Annotated in this window: 14 protein-coding genes; 10 read left to right on the forward strand and 4 right to left on the reverse strand. The window is 48.3% G+C overall.

The annotated features are described in order from the left end of the window. Positions 1 to 15: 15 nt before the first annotated feature. Positions 16 to 783 (reverse strand): HAD family hydrolase, encoded by a 768-nt coding sequence (locus tag WH45_RS08585; RefSeq protein ID WP_046213987.1) that lies wholly within the window; start codon positions 781 to 783, stop codon positions 16 to 18. A 12-nt stretch (positions 784 to 795) separates the two neighbouring features. Then, positions 796 to 1,713 carry an ArsR/SmtB family transcription factor gene (locus tag WH45_RS08590; protein ID WP_046214561.1) on the reverse strand — a complete coding sequence of 306 codons (918 nt, stop codon included), beginning with the start codon at positions 1,711 to 1,713 and terminating at the stop codon, positions 796 to 798. 301 nt (positions 1,714 to 2,014) lie between these two features. Between WH45_RS08590 and WH45_RS08595 the strand changes: the two genes are divergently transcribed. The 6 genes from WH45_RS08595 to WH45_RS23115 all read left to right on the forward strand — a co-directional run bounded on the left by WH45_RS08595 (position 2,015) and on the right by WH45_RS23115 (position 8,599). After that, on the forward strand, positions 2,015 to 3,166 hold the full coding sequence (locus WH45_RS08595) for an MFS transporter (protein ID WP_046214562.1): 1,152 nt from the start codon (positions 2,015 to 2,017) through the stop codon (positions 3,164 to 3,166). A 212-nt stretch (positions 3,167 to 3,378) separates the two neighbouring features. After that, positions 3,379 to 4,104 carry a phosphonate ABC transporter ATP-binding protein gene (locus tag WH45_RS08600; RefSeq protein ID WP_046214563.1) on the forward strand — a complete coding sequence of 242 codons (726 nt, stop codon included), beginning with the start codon at positions 3,379 to 3,381 and terminating at the stop codon, positions 4,102 to 4,104. 50 nt (positions 4,105 to 4,154) lie between these two features. Continuing rightward, the gene (locus WH45_RS08605; RefSeq protein WP_052723685.1) at positions 4,155 to 5,405 is read left to right on the forward strand and encodes a hypothetical protein; all 1,251 of its coding nucleotides are present in this window, start codon (positions 4,155 to 4,157) and stop codon (positions 5,403 to 5,405) included. Positions 5,406 to 5,434: 29 nt separating this feature from the next. Beyond that, positions 5,435 to 6,133 (forward strand): response regulator transcription factor, encoded by a 699-nt coding sequence (locus WH45_RS08610; RefSeq protein ID WP_017812419.1) that lies wholly within the window; start codon positions 5,435 to 5,437, stop codon positions 6,131 to 6,133. Next, positions 6,133 to 7,509 carry a sensor histidine kinase gene (locus WH45_RS08615; protein ID WP_046213989.1) on the forward strand — a complete coding sequence of 459 codons (1,377 nt, stop codon included), beginning with the start codon at positions 6,133 to 6,135 and terminating at the stop codon, positions 7,507 to 7,509. Before WH45_RS08610 ends, WH45_RS08615 begins: the two co-directional genes overlap by 1 nt. Before the next feature lie 25 nt (positions 7,510 to 7,534). After that, positions 7,535 to 8,599, forward strand: a complete 1,065-nt coding sequence (locus WH45_RS23115; protein WP_082096630.1) for a GNAT family N-acetyltransferase — start codon at positions 7,535 to 7,537, stop codon at positions 8,597 to 8,599. Positions 8,600 to 8,790: 191 nt separating this feature from the next. Here WH45_RS23115 and WH45_RS08625 read toward each other — a convergent pair whose 3' ends face one another. Next, the gene (locus WH45_RS08625; protein ID WP_046213990.1) at positions 8,791 to 10,002 is read right to left on the reverse strand and encodes a glucose-1-phosphate adenylyltransferase; all 1,212 of its coding nucleotides are present in this window, start codon (positions 10,000 to 10,002) and stop codon (positions 8,791 to 8,793) included. 282 nt (positions 10,003 to 10,284) lie between these two features. Here WH45_RS08625 and glgB point away from each other — a divergent pair, with 282 nt between their 5' ends. The 4 genes from glgB (at position 10,285) to WH45_RS08645 (ending at position 18,067) form a co-directional block, all read left to right on the forward strand. Next, positions 10,285 to 12,204, forward strand: coding sequence for a 1,4-alpha-glucan branching protein GlgB (glgB, locus tag WH45_RS08630; protein ID WP_046213991.1), 1,920 nt, complete (start codon positions 10,285 to 10,287; stop codon positions 12,202 to 12,204). A gap of 58 nt (positions 12,205 to 12,262) precedes the next feature. Continuing rightward, positions 12,263 to 13,696 (forward strand): glycogen synthase GlgA, encoded by a 1,434-nt coding sequence (glgA, locus tag WH45_RS08635; protein ID WP_046213992.1) that lies wholly within the window; start codon positions 12,263 to 12,265, stop codon positions 13,694 to 13,696. Between the two features lie 337 nt (positions 13,697 to 14,033). Next, positions 14,034 to 16,784 carry a PAS domain S-box protein gene (locus WH45_RS08640; protein WP_052723686.1) on the forward strand — a complete coding sequence of 917 codons (2,751 nt, stop codon included), beginning with the start codon at positions 14,034 to 14,036 and terminating at the stop codon, positions 16,782 to 16,784. A 305-nt stretch (positions 16,785 to 17,089) separates the two neighbouring features. Continuing rightward, a complete protein-coding gene (locus WH45_RS08645) occupies positions 17,090 to 18,067 on the forward strand; it encodes an ABC transporter substrate-binding protein (RefSeq protein WP_052723687.1) in 978 nt (325 codons plus the stop codon). A 270-nt stretch (positions 18,068 to 18,337) separates the two neighbouring features. On the opposite strand, the gene WH45_RS08650 is transcribed toward WH45_RS08645, so the two are convergent. After that, complete coding sequence (locus WH45_RS08650; protein WP_046213993.1) at positions 18,338 to 19,570, reverse strand: MFS transporter; 1,233 nt, start codon at positions 19,568 to 19,570, stop codon at positions 18,338 to 18,340. Positions 19,571 to 20,277 lie beyond the last annotated feature (707 nt).

The raw sequence follows: 20,277 nt of genomic DNA on the forward strand, positions 1-20,277 counted from the left end.
AAACGGACCCGGGATTTATCCCGAAGTCCGTTTTTTCTCATGAATGCGCAGGCTCTGATGAATGATATCCGGTACCTCGGTCAGTTTGGATACCGTATGAAAAGACTGCTCTGTCTCCGCCTGAAGCTGGATAATGTCATAAGCCCATTCCAGTTCATGCTTGATATAGATTGTATTCAGCGAGGCCTGAAGCGCAGGTTGTACGTCCGAACGGAGCGAGTTGCCGATCATCCACGTATCCTGACGAGGCAGCAGATGGGAAGTGATAATCTCTTCCAGTGCTTTTATATTTTTATGCTGACGGATAAAGATGCGGGAGTCAAAATACGAAGTCAGCTTCATCTGATCGATTTTGCGCTGTTGAATCGCATTTTCACCACCGGTATACAGATAAAGGGTATGCCCGGCCTGCTGAAGCATCTCCAGCGTCTCAACCATGCCGGGATACGCTTCCACTTCTTTTTCATACACACTGCTGCCGAGCAGCCGCAGCTGGCGCTCTTCCAGTTCGGAAGTCGGCCGATTGTACAGATGGCTGAAGTGGTGGTAGGTCTCGACGAGTGAACGCGGGAAATGCTCGCTGGCAAATCCGACCTGATGCACGCCGGCGACATCGATCTCGATCTGCTTCTGGCGAATATCATGCATTTGCAGTCCTTCGTCCGCGAACCAGCCGGACAGCAGGCTGATAAATTCATCAAGGATCAGATTAAAATATTTGTTACAGTAGATCAGCGTATCATCCATATCGAAGATTAGATGCTGGTGCCGAATGTCTTTCATGAAGTTCACTCCTTAAATACGGATATACGATTCCAGAAATAGTTGAAGCTCGGATACTCCATCCTGACGCAGGCTGAAGCGGTCAATGTCTTCTCTACCGAGATGGATACGCAGCAGTCCGGCTACACGCAGCATCATTAGATGATGCATCAGCGTCTCCTGTGGCTGCAGCAGATCATGCGCCATTTCCTGCAGTGAACGGGGTTCACCGCCAATATAGCGCAGCATCCGCAAACGTTCAGGATCCGATAGCGCCCGCGTCAGGCGCAGCAGCATATTGGGTGGTTCTTCCTCGCCCTCTTCCGGTACATCGACAGGATACTGAATCAGCAGTACCCCATCATAAAAGCAGTACGTGTTGATCGGACGGTTATGCACGGTAGGGAACAGAATAACGGTATGCAGTCCCGGCATCGGGGAGACGACGAGACCACCGGAAGCATACTCGATCAGCGCTTCCGGTTCCATTTTATCGAGCAGACCGATTTTCTCTTCGCCGTCTTCTGTAATCAGCGGCAGAATCTGGCCTTCAATTTGGTGAAAGTAATGTTCGTACCACAGCTTGAGCAGTGGCGCATAACTTTTCTGAATCCGGCTGCTGTCATTCAGCGACAGTCCAGGCATCATCGGGTGAATCTCATCCCACATGCCGGTTTCCGGAGTATTCTCAAGATGTTCCAAAAAATGGCGCACGGAACCTTCCGGCTGGCGGCAGCTCGCCCAAGCGTACAGTGCATCATAATCGTCAAACGGCCAAGAGGAGGCTTCCAATATCGCCAGACGCACTCCAGGGCTTAATGTATTGTCAATTTCCCGAATCCACTCGGTACCGAGATCGATATCCCGTATCCATTTCTTGGTAACATAGACCATGAAGCTTCCGAGCAGATCATAAATGGGGGAAACGTCTATTTTCACTTGATAGCTCATGAAACGAGAACCTCCCAGAATATAATCATCAGTAATCATGAATTCCCATAACAGGCTTGATTCCTAACTTCCTGTTGTGCTTATTATGGCTTGTTTGCGTACGGATTGTCCACTATAATGTTCGGGTGGTCCGGGTTGGCACATATCTGTTCGGTTCCCTGGTAACCAGGCGGGAATTGCAGTTTATTGCATCCGATCCACTATACCAAATTACAGCATAGATACAGCGTTTTGTAAAATGCTGATACATAAAAATGGAGGAAATATCGTGTCTGAGACAACAACATCCAATCGTTCATCTATTTATTCCAACCAGACCTCTAATTTTGTGATTCTGATTATTGCCATTATCACAGCAGGTCTCAGCCAGGGCATGCTGCTGCCGGTACTGGCTATCTTCCTGGAGCAGATGGGCGTATCATCCACAATCAACGGATTGAACGCTGCAGCTCTATACGTCGGTTCCTTTGCCATGACACTGGCGGCAGAGCGTCTGCTCGGTGTGCTCGGATTCAAAAAATTAATGCTCTGCGGACTGCTGCTGGTCATCATTACCCTGCCGCTGTTCCCACTGTATCCCAGCATCGCTTTCTGGTTCGTACTGCGTATGCTTGTCGGTATTGGAGACAGTGCGATTCACTACTCGGCCCAGCTGTGGGTGCTGATGGCTGCACCGGCAGAGAAGAGAGGCCGTAACCTTTCCATTTACGGAATGTCCTACGGAATCGGATTCAGTATCGGCCCGCTGGGTATCCAGCTGCTGGATTGGGGCATGATGACACCGTTCCTGATCATGACAATCCTCTTCATTATAGTAACCGTACTGGTATGGGTGAAACTGCCGGATGGCAAACCGGAAAAAGAAGAAGGCTCTGAGCCGCAAAAAGGCCGGTTTGGCCGCAGCTACCGGTGGGCCTGGTATGCGCTTATTCCTGCACTGCTGTACGGTTATATGGAAGCGGCGATGAACAGCAATTTTCCGGTGTATGGCTTGCGTATTGGCTTTACGACAGACGCAATTGCTTTCCTACTGCCATTTATCGGCATCGGAGGCCTAGTATTGCAGCTGCCGCTCGGGATGCTGAGCGATCGGTTCGGACGCAAAACGATATTGATGCTGTCCGGCAGCATAGGCGGTCTGCTGTTTGTACTGGTGCCGCTCGCCGGAACAAATATCTGGGCGACAGCAGCCCTGTTCGCTGCCGCCGGTGGTCTGATCGGATCCTTTTTCTCGTTGGGACTCGCTTATGCGGCAGATATTTTACCCAAAATGTATCTGCCTGCCGCCAACGTACTCGCGTCCTTTCATTTTAACTTCGGCAGTATTGTCGGGCCGGCCATTGGCGGCAAGGGTATCGAGATGGGATCGGCTTCGAGTCTGTTCTGGGTACTAGGCAGCTGTTATATTCTTTTTGCAGCAATGGGATTTGTATTCCGCGAAAAAGCAAAATAAAATCCATGCGCAGATGGCATTTCTCTGCTTTTTCCCCTAAACTATACAATAGGAGCAATAATGTTGCTGATATGAAAGAGAGTTGCCGTACGGAATGCATGTACCGTATCGGTATGGAGTAAGAAAATCAAGAGCTGAATGGAAATAAAGATCCGGCAGCTATAAGACAAGTCGGGATGAATAGTCGCAGAAGGGCGGTCGCAGCAATGTCTATGATTCACGTAGATCATCTGACAAAAATAGTCGGAGAAGATAGAACCAGAGTACTCGATGATATCAATCTGGAGATTCAGCACGGCGAAATGATTGCACTCGTCGGCCCAAGCGGCAGCGGCAAAAGCATGCTGCTGAAGTGTTTGGCGATGCGGGAGACCTGGACAGAGGGCAGCTTCCGTGTTGGCGATACGGATATTCATAAATCGGGATTCAGTGGCAAACGCAAAATCAGCCGGGAGTGGTCTTTTCTGGAGCAGAGCCCTCAGCTGCATCCGGAGCGTACTGCGCTCAAGACGGTGCTGATCGGACAGTCCGGACAGACACCGGTCTGGCGGATGCTCACCGGGATGGTACGCTCCGATGATTATATGGGAGCAATGGATATTCTGGAGACGCTCGGTCTATTGGACAAAGCACATCAAAAAGCAGGTACGCTCAGCGGTGGTGAACGACAGCGTGTCGCGATTGCCCGGGCACTCGCTCATGGTGCCAAGGTGGTGCTGGCGGATGAACCGGTGACGGGTCTGGATCCCAAATCAGGCGAAGAAGTTATCAAGACGCTGCGCGCGCTGTGCACGAGCGAGAGATTAACTGTTATTGCCGTGATTCCACTGGAACTGGCGGAGCGGTATGCAACCCGGATCATCGGTCTGCAGGAAGGCCGGATTTCTTTTGATATTAATGGAAGAAGGTTGACGAGCGCAGAACGAAGATTGTTATAACCAAAATGGCCTGCCAGCGATACGGCAGGCCCATGAAGAGAGTGATACGAATGAACCGAATGATATGGATCAGGATGCTGGCGGTGGCAGGCTTGCTCTTTTTGCTGAGCGGCTGCAGCTTTAACCCGTTATCGGATCCGAAGACATTGATTCAGACACCTGAGCTTCCATCGGACAAGCAGACGCTGAGCAGTGTGATCAGTGCGGAGCTGCCCGAGGGAGCAAGTATCCAGAGTCCTAAAAGCGGCAATACAAGCCGGATTCAGACAGTGGATCTGGATGGAGACGGAACGAGCGAGACCATCGTCTTTTACCAGACGACCAATGGCCGGATCAACGGAATGATCTTCGAGCAGTCCGGAGACACCTGGGTCAAGCAGCTGGATATCAATGGTGCAGGGTTTACCCTGGAGAGTGTAGAGATTACTGACATTACCGGAGATGGACGGCGCAATCTGTTGGTCGGCTATTCGAATGATACTGCCGGCAGTGAGAATACACAGAAAACCCTGGTTGTCTATGATTACAACAATGGCAAGCTGACCAAGGAAACGGATATTCCCTACTCTTATTATGAGACGATTGATATGGATGGAGATGGGATCAACAATCTGACGACGATGACAATGAACAGTAATCCTGACTATGTATCCGTTACCGTCTACAATTATAATAATGGATTCAAAAAGCTGGATTCCATCGATCTCAATAATATCGTCAGCGCCTATAATGTAGTGGCAGGCAAAGTCTCTCCGGATCAAAATGGCATTATTATGGATCAGGCGCTTGGCAAATCAGGCTTCTCGCATCTGTTTATTATGAGAAACGGCAGATTGGAGGATGCCTTCCAGCTTAGCCGGCAGGCAACATGGAAGGACCTGCAGATTGTCAGTGAAGATATCAACAATGATGGCATTCTGGAAATAGGCATGCTGGAAATTCCGGCTGGATGGGAAAATATTGCCCCTGTAGAGACGCCGATGTTCACTAACTACTACCAGTGGAGCGGAAGCGGATTCTTGGAAAAGCTGGTCAGTCAGCAGTATCGGGATGAAGAAGGCCGCTTTGTCATCAAAATTGCCAGTGACTGGATGGAGAAAATCACACTCGATACCAAGTCCAACAAAGATAAGGATCTGCGTTTTGTATTAAAGGATACTGGCGAAAAGGTAGCCGAAGTACGGTTCTTCAGTGAAAATGAGTGGAACAACCATAATGGAGACTGGGAGATTATCGCCGAGAACAGAGGGCAGGTTATCGCACTCTGGGAAAATAATAAAGTAAATATTATTCAAAATTAAGTGCAGGATGAATGAGGAGGAGCAGTTGAATGAGTAAAGTACTGATTATGGAGGATGAAGAGTCCATCCGCAGTTTTATTATTATTAATCTCAAGCGTAATGGTTTCGAAGTGCTGGAGACCGAGAATGGAGAGCAGGCGCTGCATATGCTGGAGACTGTTCCGGATATTGATATTGCTCTGCTGGACGTTATGGTGCCGGGGATTGATGGTTTTGAAGTATGCCGCCGCATTCGGGAGAAGAATGAACGAATCGGTATTATTTTCCTGACAGCCAAAGTACAGGAGCAGGACAAAGTCTATGCGCTGTCTGTCGGAGCGGATGACCATGTGAGCAAGCCATTTAGCCCGACCGAGCTGATCGCGCGTATCCAGTCGCTGCTACGCCGTGTCAATGTGCAGCGGGAGTCGGATACCAAAGTTTCCTTTGAATCCGGTCCATTTACCCTGGATCTGATCTCCAAGCAGTTTAAGAAAAATGGCAAAATGATCGAACTGACACCAACCGAATTCTCGCTGGTTCAATTTTTCCTCGAGAAAGAAAATACGCCGCTCAGTCGTGATCTGCTGCTCGATCATGTATGGGGCAAAGATTATATGGGTGATCCCAAAATCGTCGATGTTAACATCAGACGTCTTCGCCAAAAAATCGAAAACAATCCGTCCGAGCCGGAATTCCTGCAGACCGTATGGGGACATGGTTATAAATGGAGAGGCCGGGAGTCATAATGATTAAAAAGGGGATGACCCGGCAGATCGTTCTGCATTACTTTCTAGTCGTCTTTCTGACGATTCTTCTGGTCGAGATGGTCTTTTTGTTCGCGATTCGTACGTATTATTACGATGGAATCTCCAACTATCTGCAGTCTTCGTTCGATAATACGAATGCACCGACCAACCCCAGAGATCTGATCTCCACTTATACGCTGGATAAGGCCGAAGTGCAGGTACTTGATCTGAAAGGAAATGTAATTCAGAACTCCACGCCGTTCCGGCTGGACAAACCGATTCAGACCGGTGATATTCCGCAGGCATTGACCGGTTCGACCGGACGCTGGATCGGTAAGCAGGCCGGGACTGGTGAAGATGTGATGGCAGTTACCCGGATGATTCAGATTAACGGCGATAAATCATATCTGGTCCGGTATGTCACATCACTCGAGCTGGTGAATCAGAAGCTATTCTATATTACGCTTGTCTCTACAGGCATCGGGATTATTATTCTGATTGTCGTACTGATTGTCAGTGTCGGTCTGGCCAACTCGATTGTTAAGCCGATTAACAATATTATCAATGTCTCTACCCTTATGGCGAAGGGGGACTTTAACGTCAGGATCAAAGGTAATTATCCCCATGAAATCGGGGATCTGGCTTCAACCCTGAATTATATGGCGGACGAAATCGTACAAAGCAACCAGGTCAAGGATGACTTTATTTCCTCGATCTCTCATGAGCTGCGTACTCCGCTGACAGGCATCAAGGGTTGGAGCGAGACGCTGGTCTCCGGCGGATTCGATCCGGAAGAGACCAAGCTGGGCATGAGCATCATTTCCAAAGAGACCGACCGTCTGATCGGACTGGTCGAGGAGATGCTGGACTTCTCCAAGCTGCAGCAAAACCAGATGAAACTGGTGATGGGTGAAGTCAATATGAAGGAACTGCTGCAGGAGACGATGCTGAATGTATGGGCCAAAGCCGAGCAAAAGCATATCAGTCTCAGCTTGCAGCCGGGAGAGCGTCCATTTATCGTCTATGCGGATGGTAACCGTCTCAAGCAGGTGTTCCTGAACCTGGTCGATAACGCGATCAAATTCTCGCCGGACGGCTCGACGATTGCACTGATGATCACCGAGATGGCTCCCGACAAGGTACGCATCTCGGTCAAAGATCCGGGCATCGGGATCAGTCCGGAATTTCTGGAAAAGGTAAAAGACCGGTTCTTCCAGGTCAATCCGAACCAGGGCGGTACCGGACTCGGACTGGCGATAACGCAGCAGATCGTCAAGCTGCATGAAGGCGAAATGCATATTGAGAGCGAACTGGATCAGGGAACTACGGTAAGTGTGGATCTGCCGCTGCTCGATAATCAGCAGCAGGCAGGATAACGGGCGTATACAGGGAGGCTGGAAAATGAGTCTGTCAGAAATCAAAGATCAGCTGGCTGTGCATATCCGCAGAGCCCAGCTGTCCGAACAGGAACAGGTTAGGCACTTTCTTATCGAAGCAGCAGACTGGATGGAATCCCAGCAGATTGGAAAGTGGAGACGCGGGATGTTTACTCCCGAGCTGATTCACAGCTATTTTGTGGAGCGGGAAGTGTATATCGCCGAGGTAGCTGGAGAGCCTGCTGGTATGTTTACTTTGCAAGCCGGAGATGCAGAATACTGGCAGCATCGCAATGATGAGAATTATCTGTATTTGCATAGACTGACTGTAGCTTCCCGATTCCGTTCGATCGGATTGGGGCCGGCAATGCTGCGATGGGCGGAGCAGTATGCGAACCAGCAGGGACGCAAGGGACTGCGACTGGATTGCATGGCCGATCTGCTGCCGCTGAACCGTTTTTATCAGCAGCAGGATTTTCGTTATATGGGCACGCATCATGTAAGCAGCAAGCTGGCCAGTCTGTACGAGAAGCTGCCGCCTGCCCGGGAGCATGATATTCGTCTGCAGTACTTTACAGCCAGGGATTATGATCAGCTCCTCAGCTGGTCAGGGGATGCGGAATTTTTGCTGCAATGGAGTGGATCGCAGTGGAAGTATCCGCTGCAGACGACGGATCTGGATGCCTATCTGCACAATGCCAATGATCCTTCCCATTCGGAGCGGTTAATCTACACTGCTGTTGAACGCAGCAGCGGCAGAGCGGTAGGGCATATTGCCCTGACCCGTATCGACCGGGATAACCGTTCAGCCCGTATTTCCCGCGTACTGGTCGGCGATCCGGAAGCAAGAGGTAAAGGCTACGGACGCCGAATGATCAAGGAAGCACTGCGGATAGGCTTTGATGCGCTCGGAATGCATCGTATTACGCTGGCAGTACTCGATTATAATACATCAGCCAAACAGTTGTACGAATCCTGTGGTTTTCAGCAGGAAGGTTATCTGCGTGATGCCGTGAAGTTGAATGATCGGTATTACAGCATATATGAGATGAGTATGCTGGAAGACGAATGGCAAGCTACCTCGCTCTGAAGCGCGTGATACAGCTTCACAGGTCACAGGTAGTAAAGGGCTTATTTTCAAAAGTAAACATATCAATGGTATCCATAGCCGTATTCATATCAAAAAAAGGCGAAGCATATGCTCCGCCTTTTTTGTATTTCAATTTTCCATTTTTATTCTGTTCATCAGCCAGGCTGATCGGTTGTTCTACCTGTGTTCGATTAAGAAGAGATGCCGCCTGCACGGACACGTCCGGATTTGTCATAGACTTCTTTCAGCAGCATAGCTGGCTGGGTACGTACAGATGGTTTGGCATATACGGTTTCATAAGGAGCGACAACTTTGATCTCGTCCTTGGTACCCTGAACAACAGCGTTGTCCTTGATTACTGCACCTTCAGCGATAATCGCGTATTCCACATGGGCATTTTTACCGATAAATGCGCCAGGCATGATTACACTCTCAATCACTTCAGCCTGTTTGCTGATCGTGGAATCGTTGAATACGACAGAGCGCTCAACTTTACCTTCCAGAACCGCTTTGCTGCTAATCATGGAGCAATCCGGTGCTGCTGCATTCTGTTGATCGGAGACGATATCCAGATCGGCAGAGAACATTGGCCATTCGCTTCTTTTTAGTTCAAACTGTTTGCTGTGGGCGAGAATATCCATATGAGCTTCCCACAGGCTGTTGATGGTACCTACGTCTCTCCAGTAGCCGAGGAATTCGTAAGCGACCACTTTTTCATCATCAGCGAGCATTTGCGGGATGATGTCTTTACCAAAGTCATGATTGGAGTTGGCCTTTTCAGCATCCGCAACAAGATGCTGTCTCAGGTACTGCCAATCAAACACGTAGATCCCCATGGAAGCCAGATTGCTTTCCGGATCGGCCGGTTTCTCGGAGAACTTGGTAATAGTCATGCTGTCATCCACACTCATTACACCAAAACGGCTTGCTTCTTCCCATGGCACTTCCACTACGGAAAGGGTCGCTTTGGCATTATGTTCTTGGTGGTACTGAAGCATCTCGCTATAATCCATATGGTAAATATGATCGCCGGACAGAACCAGAACATCTTTCGGGTTCAGGGTATCAATATATTCCAGGTTTTTGTAAATGGCATCCGCAGTGCCCATATATTCACCTGTGGTCTCGGAAGACAGCAGGGTAATGTTCATTTTCAGTGCATCGGTGGACCAGGAATCTCCCTGACCAATATGATCGTGCAACGATTCCGCTTCATATTGAGTCAGTACACCTACCGTGTCAATTCCGGAATTCACACAGTTGCTAAGAGGAAAATCGATAATTTTGTAGTCTCCGCCAAATGGCACGGCAGGTTTCGCAACGATGGACGTCAAAGGTGCTAATCTGCGTCCTTCACCTCCGGCCAGCAACATAGCGATACATTCTTTTTTTGTATTTTTCATGTCGTTTTCCCTCCCATTTTCATGACAACGCTCAGTTGGCAATGTATTAGTTTTATAAACCTCTGCTGCGGCCCTTGAAACAACAAGATTGTAAAATATTATCAGAGCCGAATTTTTGTTCTCTTTCCCTGTTCAGCTTTGGCGCTACTAGATGAAGAAGCACAATTTACGATGACTCTCTATTTTCAATCGTGCTAGAATAGGGTAATAGTTAAAGTTAAAAGGTCAGAACCTTACAGCCAACAGGTTGTGGCACGGTTTACTACTAGTGGAGGTGATATTTTGGTAAAAAAATATACGGAATACAAATTACCTACTGCAGAAGAAATTTATCTTTTTCATGAGGGCACCAATTACCATGCATATCGTCAATTTGGTTCGCATTTAACTGCCGAAGAAGGTCAGCAGGGTGTGCGGTTTACAGTGTGGGCGCCTCATGCGGCACAGGTGAGTGTGGCAGGAGACTGGAATAACTGGGATAGAGAGGAATATCCTTTACATAAGCTGGACGAATCGGGAATATGGAGCGGATTTATCGCTGGTATTACCGAGGGAACATTATACAAATATGTGATTACCTCGCAGCAGGGAGAGATTTTCTTCAAAGCAGATCCCTATGCTGTTCATGCGGAGGTGCGCCCGGCTACGGCTTCGGTAGTCAAATCACTGGATGGTTACAAATGGAAAGATGCCGCCTGGAAGCGCAAGCGCCGTCCTATTTATCAGCGTCCGCTGAATATCTACGAGATGCATTTTGGCACATGGCGGCAAAAGGAAGACGGCAGTCTCTACAGCTATACCGAACTGGCAGAGCTGCTCGTGCCTTATCTGGTGGATATGGGCTATACGCATGTGGAACTAATGCCGCTGACCGAGCATCCGTATGATCTGTCGTGGGGCTACCAGAGTACAGGTTATTTTGCACCGACGAGCCGCTATGGCACACCGCAAGAGCTGATGTACTTTGTAGATACCTGTCATCAGGCGGGAATCGGCGTTCTGCTGGACTGGGTACCCGGACATTTCACCAAGGATGCACACGGACTGCGCATGTTTGATGGAACGCCTCTTTATGAATATGCCGATCCGGATCGTGCGGAGAAGCGCGGCTGGGGCACGCTGTCCTTTGACTTTGGCAAGCCGGAGGTACGCAGCTTCCTGATCTCCAGTGCCTTGTACTGGATGGATGTTTATCATTTTGACGGACTTCGGGTAGATGCAGTGACCAGTATGATCCGGCTTGATTTTGAACGGGAAGGCGGAGGCTGGCGTCCGAATCAGCATGGTGGTGTAGAGAATCTGGAAGCTATCTCCTTTTTGCAGCAGCTGAATAAGGCGATTTTCCATTACTATCCGAATGCGCTAATGATGGCAGAGGAATCGAGTGCATGGCCTGGCGTCACGAAGCCTGCGCATGAAAATGGCCTTGGTTTTAACTATAAATGGAATATGGGCTGGATGAATGATACGCTGGATTATGTGGAAGCTTCTTTTGAAGCGAGACCTTCCAAACATAACAAGTTAACCTTCCCGCTGGTATACGCTTATTCGGAGAATTTTACCCTGCCTTTATCGCATGATGAAGTGGTGCATGGCAAAAAATCATTGCTGGATAAAATGCCGGGTACGTATGAACAGAAGTTTGCCGGGCTGCGTCTGCTGCTGGCCTACCAGATGACTCATCCGGGCAAAAAGCTGCTGTTTATGGGTGGTGAATTTGGTCAGTTTATCGAATGGAAAGATCAGGACCAGCTGGACTGGCTGCTGCTTGATTATGACATGCATCACAAGATGCAGGATTATACACGCGAGCTCAATCAATTCTATCTCAACTCCCCTGCACTATGGGAACGTGATCATGACTGGGAAGGGTATGAGTGGCTTAATGCGGACGATGCACGAAACAGCGTAATCACCTATATGCGTAAAGGCAAAAAGCCATCCGATACGCTGCTGATTGCAATCAACTTCCAACCTGTACCCCGGGTGAATTACCGGATCGGCGTACCCAAAGCAGGTACTTATATGGAAGTCTGGAACAGCGATGAGCCGAAATTTGGCGGTACGGGTGGCAGAACAATACAGACTGCCGCATCCGAGAAAGTCGAGTGGGACCGGCAGGAGAACAGTATTGCACTGAACCTGCCGCCGCTCAGCGTAATCATTATGAGACGGAGCACTGGCAGACGCAAAAAAGCCTGATCTCCACTACATGCATGTGAATGATACAGACAAGCCAACGACAAGGAGGATATGAAGGATGAATATCTTATTTGCAGCAGCCGAAGCCAACCCTTTTATCAAAACAGGAGGACTGGCTGATGTGATTGGTGCTTTGCCTGCCGCTCTGAAAAAGGAAAAATGCGATGTACGCGTCGTGATGCCCAATTACAAAAGTATCAGCGAGTCGATCCGTAATCAGGCGACACTCGTAACGGTTATTCAGGTTCAGATCGGCTGGCGCAGCCAGTACTGCGGGATCAAGCAGTTCAAGCAGGATGGAATAACCTTCTATCTGCTGGATAACGAGTATTACTTTGGACGTGATGGGGTATATGGCTATGGAGATGATGCGGAACGGTTTGCCTTTTTCAATCGTGCGGTACTGGATATGCTGCCGGCAGTGGACTTCCAGCCGGACATTATCCATGCGCATGATTGGCATACCGGCATGATTCCACTGCTGCTCAAGGCGCAGTATCAATCCGTACCATTCTATTCCAATATCCGTACGGTATATACGATTCATAATCTGCTGTATCAGGGTGTGTTCCCTTATTCGGTATTATGGTCCCTGTTTGGTCTGGATGATCGTTATTTCCATGCTGAAGGGGTAGAGTATTATGGAAATGTCAGTTACATGAAAGCAGGCATTGTGTTTGCTGACCGGGTAACTACAGTCAGCCCTACATATGCGGAAGAGATCAAGATGCCGTATTATGGTTATGGTCTGGATGGTCTGCTGCGTTCGCTGGGCGGACGCCTGCGCGGGATTGTCAATGGTATTGATACCAAAAGTTATAATCCGGCGACAGATCCCTACCTGGCTTCTCATTACCGCAGCGGTACGAGCAAACGACTGGAGAACAAAAAAGCATTGCAGGAAGAGCTGGGTCTGCCGGTAGATCCCAAGATTCCGGTTATTTCGATGGTTACCCGTCTGGTCGAATCCAAAGGACTGGATCTGGTGAGCCGGGTACTGGATGAACTGCTGTATTATGATGATGTGCAGTTTGTACTGCTCGGTACCGGAGAAGCGGCTTATGAAGACTGGTTCCGTGAAGCAGTCTACCGGCATCCTGGTAAGCTGGCGGCAGAGATCCGCTTCAGTGAAGGGGTAGCACGCCGGATGTATGCAGGCACTGATATGTTCCTGATGCCATCCAAATTCGAACCATGCGGAATCAGTCAGCTGCTGGCTCTTCGTTACGGCAGCATTCCGATTGTACGGGAGACCGGGGGGCTCAATGATACCGTCCATTCCTATAATGAAATGACGGGAGAAGGTACAGGTTTTACTTTCCATTCCTATAATGCTCATGATATGCTGTATACGATACGTCGTGCGCTTTCTTTTTATCATCAGCCTAAGCATTGGAAGCAGGTTATGAAAAATGCAATGGGCGGCGATTACAGCTGGCAGACTTCTGCCAGAGAGTACCTGGAAGTGTACCGTGAAGCACAGCAGGAATAATCGATTGCTTGCTGAGTATGATTTATCTTAACTGCATAGGCTATTTATCCATATATGGCTATTTTCCTGACAAAACATGCGGCTGTTTTTCTACAACGATTCATATGTAGGAAGCAGCCGTGTTGTTTTATGTGGAGAGAGACGTCGTTGATTCACAGATAGAAGTTTATGGTGAAGAGTAGCCATATATGTGATCCATGTCTGTATATTTGCCTTATGCTGGTGATATAATCCGGCAGTAGCAGGCGAACAGGCATAACCTGGCAGACCAAAATGCAGCTGGTAAAAATAGCAGTCAAGCAGTGATTTGCCCATTAAGAGGGAGAGTATATAAAGTATGAATGAAGTGACGATTAGCAGTCAGGAATACGCTGAGCTCCGGCAGATCAAGCATCATTATCAGAGCCTTATGAATTATACAAGTGACCTCATCAGCCGCCATTTGCTGGATGAAAGATATACCTATGTGGACGTTTCTCCTTCCTGCATAGAGCTGATGGGATATGAACCACATGAACTGCTGGGCAATAGTGGATTTGATTATGTACATCCTGATGACAAGAAATATGTGACAGATACGATTCAAGCGGGTCTGGTGGACAACCATTCGGTGACTGTGGTCTATCGCAATCTGCGCAAAGACGGCTCATGGTTCTGGGCAGAAGCGATCTGTCGTCTGGTCAAGGACGTGAACGGCAAGGAGATTGAACTACTGGCTATTATTCGTGATATCAGTGTACGCAAGCTGATGGAAGAGCAGCTGCAGGATCGGGAACGTCAGCTGCGACTGCTGACCAATCATACGACGGACTTTCTGTCCCAGCATAAGGCAGATCATGGAGCAACCTTTGTGTATGCATCACCGGCATGTGAGCCTTTATTTGGCTATACAGTGGAAGAGGTAATGGGTACGGATGGATTGAGCTATATTCATCCGGATGATCTGCCTCATGTCCGGGATTATCTGGAAAATATCGGTCATGGCCAGCTGACAACCGCACGGGATGCAGTCAGCTATCGCTACCGGTTAAAAGGTGGCAATTATATCTGGGTAGAGAGTACCTGCAGGTATATTTATAACGAGCAGGGCGAACGGGAATACATTATTGGCGTGACCCGGGATATCCATGAACGGCGGGAGCAGGCACGCAGAATGAAAGAAAGTGAAAGCCGATACAAATCCCTGTTTGAGTTCAATCCGCTAGGTATACATGCACTCAGCCTGGATGGATACTATTTGTCCGCCAATGCGAGCTTTCAGCGTATGCTGGGATATACGGAAGAAGAGCTCAAGCGGAGTTCATTCGAGAAGCTGGTCAATCCGGAAGATCTGGAATGGACCAAATCCAACTTTGAACAGGCCAAGCAGGGGGCAACCCGGTTATACCAGCTGCGGACGATTCACAAACAAGGACATCTGGTCGATGTGGAAGTGACCAATGTGCCGATCTACGTAGGGGATGAACTCGTAGGCGTCTATGCGATTGTTCAGGATATTACCGAAAGCAAAGAAAATTTAAACAAAATCTACAAACTGAGTAACGAGCAAAAGCTCATTCTCGGTTCCGTATCCGAAGGTATATTCGGTATTGATCTGGACGGACAGACTACATTTGCCAATCCGGCAGCAGTAAAGATGTTTGGTTATGAAGAAGGGGAGATGCTCGGTCTCAAGCTGCTGCATCATATGGAGCAGAGTGGACCGGATGGAAGCCCTATTTTGTCGGGCAATACGCCGATCCTGGAGGCGCTCCAGCAGGGAGAGACCCGGCTGCGTGACGAGGCTGTACTCTGGCGCAAGGACAATACCAGCTTCCTCGCCTCATATCAGGTTACGCCGATTATTGATCATGGACAGCGCATTGGTGCCGTAGTCGTGATACGCGATCGTACCGAGGAGAACATGATTATTCAGGCACGTGAAGTGGCGGAACAAGCCGACCGTGCCAAATCGGAATTTCTGGCGATTATCAGTCATGAGCTCCGGACACCGATGAATGGCATGATCGGTATGCTGGATCTGCTGCGCGATACACTGGAGACGCAGGAGCAGCAGGAATATGCGGACATTGTCATGGATAGCAGCAATGCTCTGCTAAAAATAGTAAATGAGCTGCTCGATTTCAGTAAAATTGAAGCAGGCCGGATGGAACTCGAATACGAGCCTGTCTATCTGCAGGAACTGCTGGAGCAGATTACCGAGCTATTCGAGAAGCCGGCACTGGACAAAAATATTACACTTAATACCAGACTGGACCCTACACTGCCGGAATCGATTATCAGTGATGGCAATCGTCTGCGCCAGGTGCTGATTAATCTGGTCGGCAATGCGGTCAAATTTACCGATGTGGGCGGGGTACTGATGTCAGTGCAAATGAAGCCTCAGCCGGATGCCAGCCGGATAATGATTGAGTTTGCCGTGCAGGATACCGGCATGGGCATTCCCGCAGATCAGCAGGCCAAGCTGTTCCAGCCATTTTCCCAGATTGGTACAGCCAGACATGGAGGTACAGGTCTCGGCCTGTCCATTTGCAAAAAAATAATTGAGCTGATGGGCGGAGATGTTCATATGGAGAGCAGGGAAGGAGAGGGTTCTACTTTTTCCTTTACCCTGCTGCTGAATGTTGAGGACTATGAAGGATTAAGTACGGTAATTCCCGAGTATCTGCCGGGGCAGGAGATGAAGACAGGCACATATGGGCCGCTTCGTATTCTGATTGCCGAAGATCATATTGTCAATCAAAAGCTGCTGCGTACGATATTGACCAAAAAGGGCTACCAGCCGGATGTGGTCTATAACGGACAGGAAGCAGTAACAGCTGTCAGCCAGCAGACGTACGATATCATTTTCATGGACGTCAATATGCCGCATATGGATGGCATGGAGGCCACCCGGCAGATTCGTAGGATGACAGAGCTTGCGTATCAGCCGATCATCATTGCTGTAACGGCTTTTGCCCGCAAAGAGGAACGTCAACTGTGCATGGAGAGCGGAATGGAAGATTTCATCTCCAAGCCGCTGCGGATCAGCGATGTAGAGCATAGTCTGGAGCGATGGTCGACCGTTATGCAGCAGCGCAGATTTTGAACTGCATCCGATGCTAAGGCGCAGCCATTGCGGATAGCAGACGACAGGTCAATCATTGATATAGAATGTGTTGATATAAATCTAAAAAGGATGTTTGTCAGAGGGCAGGCATCCTTTTTATATGCATTAAGAGATCGGAGCGAGAAAGCAGCAAGCCGATCGATAGCAGCTTAATAATAGATCATGCAGGAGAACCGTATGGCATCAGAAGTTTACTTTAAAGCGATAAACCACTATACTATAAAAGTTGATAATAATTATCATTATCAAATGAACCAAGTTTACATATGAAGGAGAAATAAGTGATGAACATGCAACAATGGATCAAACGTCTGCTTATTGCAGGCACATGTACAGCCGTGCTGGCTGGCTGCGGCAGCAACACAACAGGCACTTCCACTTCGGCAAACAGCGGATCAGCAGATGATCCGCTAGCTTCCGCTATTACGATAAAGCATGATATGGGTGAGACCGTGCTCAAGGAACCCGCCAAAAATGTAGTCGTTCTGGAATGGTCATTTGCGGATGATCTGCTGGCACTCGGGATGACACCGACAGGTATCGCTGACGATAACAAACCGGAAGCGATGAACAAGCTGGCTGGCAAATCGATCGAATACATGCCAGTAGGCGAGCGCGAGACACCCGATCTGGAGAAAATCGCCGGTGTTGCGCCGGATCTGATTATCGCCGATACGGATCGTCATTCCAAAATCAAGGAGCAGCTGGACCAAATTGCTCCAACGATTGTGCTGAACAGCCGCAAAGGCTCCTATAAGGAAAGTATGGAAGACTTTGAAGTGATCGCCAAAGCGGTAGGCAAAGAAGACGAAGCCAAGCAGCGTATCGCACAGCATAACCAGATCATGGCGAATCTCAAAAAACAGGCCGACAGTCTCAAAGAAAAGAGAGTGCTGATCGGAGTAGCCCGCAAAGACGGATTCAATGCACATACAACCGCTTCGTATGCTGGTGCCGTGCTGCAGGAGATCGGATTGGATAATGTAGTCAAAGGCACAAGTCAGGACCCTTATCCGGATACCAATCTGGAGACGATCACTTCACTGGACCCGGACATGATCTTCATCGCCACCGATGATTCCGAAGCGATCACTAACGAATGGAAAAAGCTGCCGGTATGGAACAACCTCAAGGCGGTCAAAAACAATCATGTGTATATGGTCGACCGTGACATCTGGACCCGTTTCCGCGGAATCACACCTGCCGAGAAGATTGGACAGAATGCCCTGGATCTGATCAACGGCAAAGTAACGTTCAAATAATACAATTCTCTTCATAATAATGATCCCAATATCCCAAATAATGATCCTAATCTACAAAAATGTGCGCAGCTGCCTGTTAAGTAGGCGACTGCGCACATTTTTGTAGATGACCTGAAATGATTGTAGATTACTTTGAAATAATCGTTTTGCATCCCAACTATTCACTGGAGCTGGATCAAGGAAAGATGCAGAACTGCCTATGATGTAATCCATATACGTATCATGAGAGTAGCAAAGAGGCACTGTTCATCTTCGCCTCCATATCAGCAATCAGACAGCGTTTGGCACTTTCCGATTCTGGTAGCGAACAATCAGCAGATAGGCTGCTGCAAAAGCAAGAATAATCAGTCCGATCGGAATGCGCGGATCAAAAGTATACGCCCAGCCGCCAATAATGCCTGCCGGTGAGGTAATCAGCAGAATGAGCACGGAGAGCATCGAGAAAATCTTGGCCCGTTTCTCATCGTCAATCGCATTGGCAACTGCAGCTTCCAGATAGGGAGAACTGATCATCATGCCCACGGCAGCAATAACTGTACTCGCAGCAATCCAGGCCAGATGAGTGATTGGCCCAATCACGAGCATCAGATTGGAGAGGACGGACAGCAGGAATCCCGCCATCATGGACTTGTAAATCGCTTTTTCCGGAATACGCGGTGTCAGCAGCCAGAGTACGAGCAGCATAACGACCGAAGAGACCGCAGGCACGAGCGAGATCAGATCACTGTCCACATGCAGGTAGTCAGCCATATAGAGCGACAGATAGGTCGTCTTGAGCGTCGTCTGAAAGTTAAACAGTACATATACGCTGAAGATCAGCAGCAGCGTCTTGCTTGCGGTAATCTCTTTGATGGCGCCGGCATAATCGAGCAGGCTTTTGCCGAGGCCAAGCTCACGGGTTTCTTTCATTTTCCGATAACCCATCTCGGTCTCCCGGGTCGTCAGATGTCGTCCGACAAACTGAAACGTCATCAGCAGAAAGGCAATCACATACATAATTCTCGTCCCCGGTACGAGACCATAGGCATACACCAGCAGACCGCCGAGTGGAGCGAACAGACCACCAATTACACTAATAATCTGCAGCAAGGTAAATACATAGGTACGGTCAGCAGGACGGGTATCCTCCACAACCAGACAGTAAAAGGCGGTCGAAGGCACCCGCTGGAATCCGTTGACCAGTGCTGCGGCAACGAAGAACCAGACATTTTGCGAGACTGCCCATAGTATGGCCGCCAGACTCCAGCTCAATAGATCAAAATAAAGGACAGCCTTTTTGCGGCCCATCCGGTCGGTCAGATAACCGCTGATAAAAGAGGAAAACACCTGGACGATCAGACTCAGTGTCGTAATCCAGCCAATCGCAGTCTCACTGACACCCAGTTCGTACATATACAGGGTGGCGTACGTCATTACCATACTGTAAGGAATCAGGAAAAATGGTTCAAAAGCAAGGCAGCCCCGGCTGTTTCCCTGCAGGCGCGGAAAAAAAGTGCGTCTCATGGTGTGTTAGTTCCTCCGTTATGTAAGTAAAATGGTAGATCGGATAGAAGGGTTCCCAATTCAGCGTTTTGCCACTTTTATTATGATGACTATTGCTTGGCTGTATGGATTAAAATCTGTTCTTCGGTATCCCCAATTTCCCTTCAATTTACAACATTGATCTTATTGTACCATAAGGCCTTTTTATACTGTTTATCCTATGGAAATGAAATATTAAATATCATCATTAATAACATAATTAAAGTTTTGATCTAAAAAATTATTTTTAAATATGTAAAATAATAACTTCCATTTTTTCAAGCAACCTCTATAATCGGAGTATTGAGGATATGTAGATAGAATAATAAGTAATGCAAAAGAGCTATCATATAAATGCAACTTCAATTCACATGACAATGAGTATATAACAATAGAGGTGATATTTTAATTAATAGAAAACCTAGATAGTTAACAGGTTAACGTATAACAAATGCTTACTAAGTAACTATGAATTTTGGAAAAGAAATTGATATTACTCCTTCGGTTAAGCACTCTACTACAAGCATAAATCCCGGTTATAAAGGTGAGCCTGATACGAGCATAGATATTCTAGATTCGAAAACAGGTGAAATTCGTACTCGAAGATGGTTTGGTTCTGATGGAAAGGCTGCTAGAGACGTTGGTTATGATAATCATGGAAACCCAAATCAACATCCTGAAGCACCACA

The sequence above is a fragment of the Paenibacillus wulumuqiensis genome, assembly GCF_000971965.1.
Lineage (GTDB): Bacteria > Bacillota > Bacilli > Paenibacillales > Paenibacillaceae > Saccharibacillus > Saccharibacillus wulumuqiensis.

What these genes read in the sequence shown, in the direction of transcription:
- WH45_RS08585 (WP_046213987.1), bottom strand. Translation starts at nt 783, where the DNA reads ATGAAAGACATTCGGCACCAGCATCTAATCTTCGATATGGATGATACG.
- WH45_RS08590 (WP_046214561.1), bottom strand. Translation starts at nt 1,713, where the DNA reads ATGAGCTATCAAGTGAAAATAGACGTTTCCCCCATTTATGATCTGCTC.
- WH45_RS08600 (WP_046214563.1), top strand. Translation starts at nt 3,379, where the DNA reads ATGATTCACGTAGATCATCTGACAAAAATAGTCGGAGAAGATAGAACC.
- WH45_RS08605 (WP_052723685.1), top strand. Translation starts at nt 4,155, where the DNA reads ATGAACCGAATGATATGGATCAGGATGCTGGCGGTGGCAGGCTTGCTC.
- WH45_RS08610 (WP_017812419.1), top strand. Translation starts at nt 5,435, where the DNA reads ATGAGTAAAGTACTGATTATGGAGGATGAAGAGTCCATCCGCAGTTTT.
- WH45_RS08615 (WP_046213989.1), top strand. Translation starts at nt 6,133, where the DNA reads ATGATTAAAAAGGGGATGACCCGGCAGATCGTTCTGCATTACTTTCTA.
- WH45_RS23115 (WP_082096630.1), top strand. Translation starts at nt 7,535, where the DNA reads ATGAGTCTGTCAGAAATCAAAGATCAGCTGGCTGTGCATATCCGCAGA.
- WH45_RS08625 (WP_046213990.1), bottom strand. Translation starts at nt 10,002, where the DNA reads ATGAAAAATACAAAAAAAGAATGTATCGCTATGTTGCTGGCCGGAGGT.
- glgA (WP_046213992.1), top strand. Translation starts at nt 12,263, where the DNA reads ATGAATATCTTATTTGCAGCAGCCGAAGCCAACCCTTTTATCAAAACA.
- WH45_RS08640 (WP_052723686.1), top strand. Translation starts at nt 14,034, where the DNA reads ATGAATGAAGTGACGATTAGCAGTCAGGAATACGCTGAGCTCCGGCAG.
- WH45_RS08645 (WP_052723687.1), top strand. Translation starts at nt 17,090, where the DNA reads ATGAACATGCAACAATGGATCAAACGTCTGCTTATTGCAGGCACATGT.
- WH45_RS08650 (WP_046213993.1), bottom strand. Translation starts at nt 19,570, where the DNA reads ATGAGACGCACTTTTTTTCCGCGCCTGCAGGGAAACAGCCGGGGCTGC.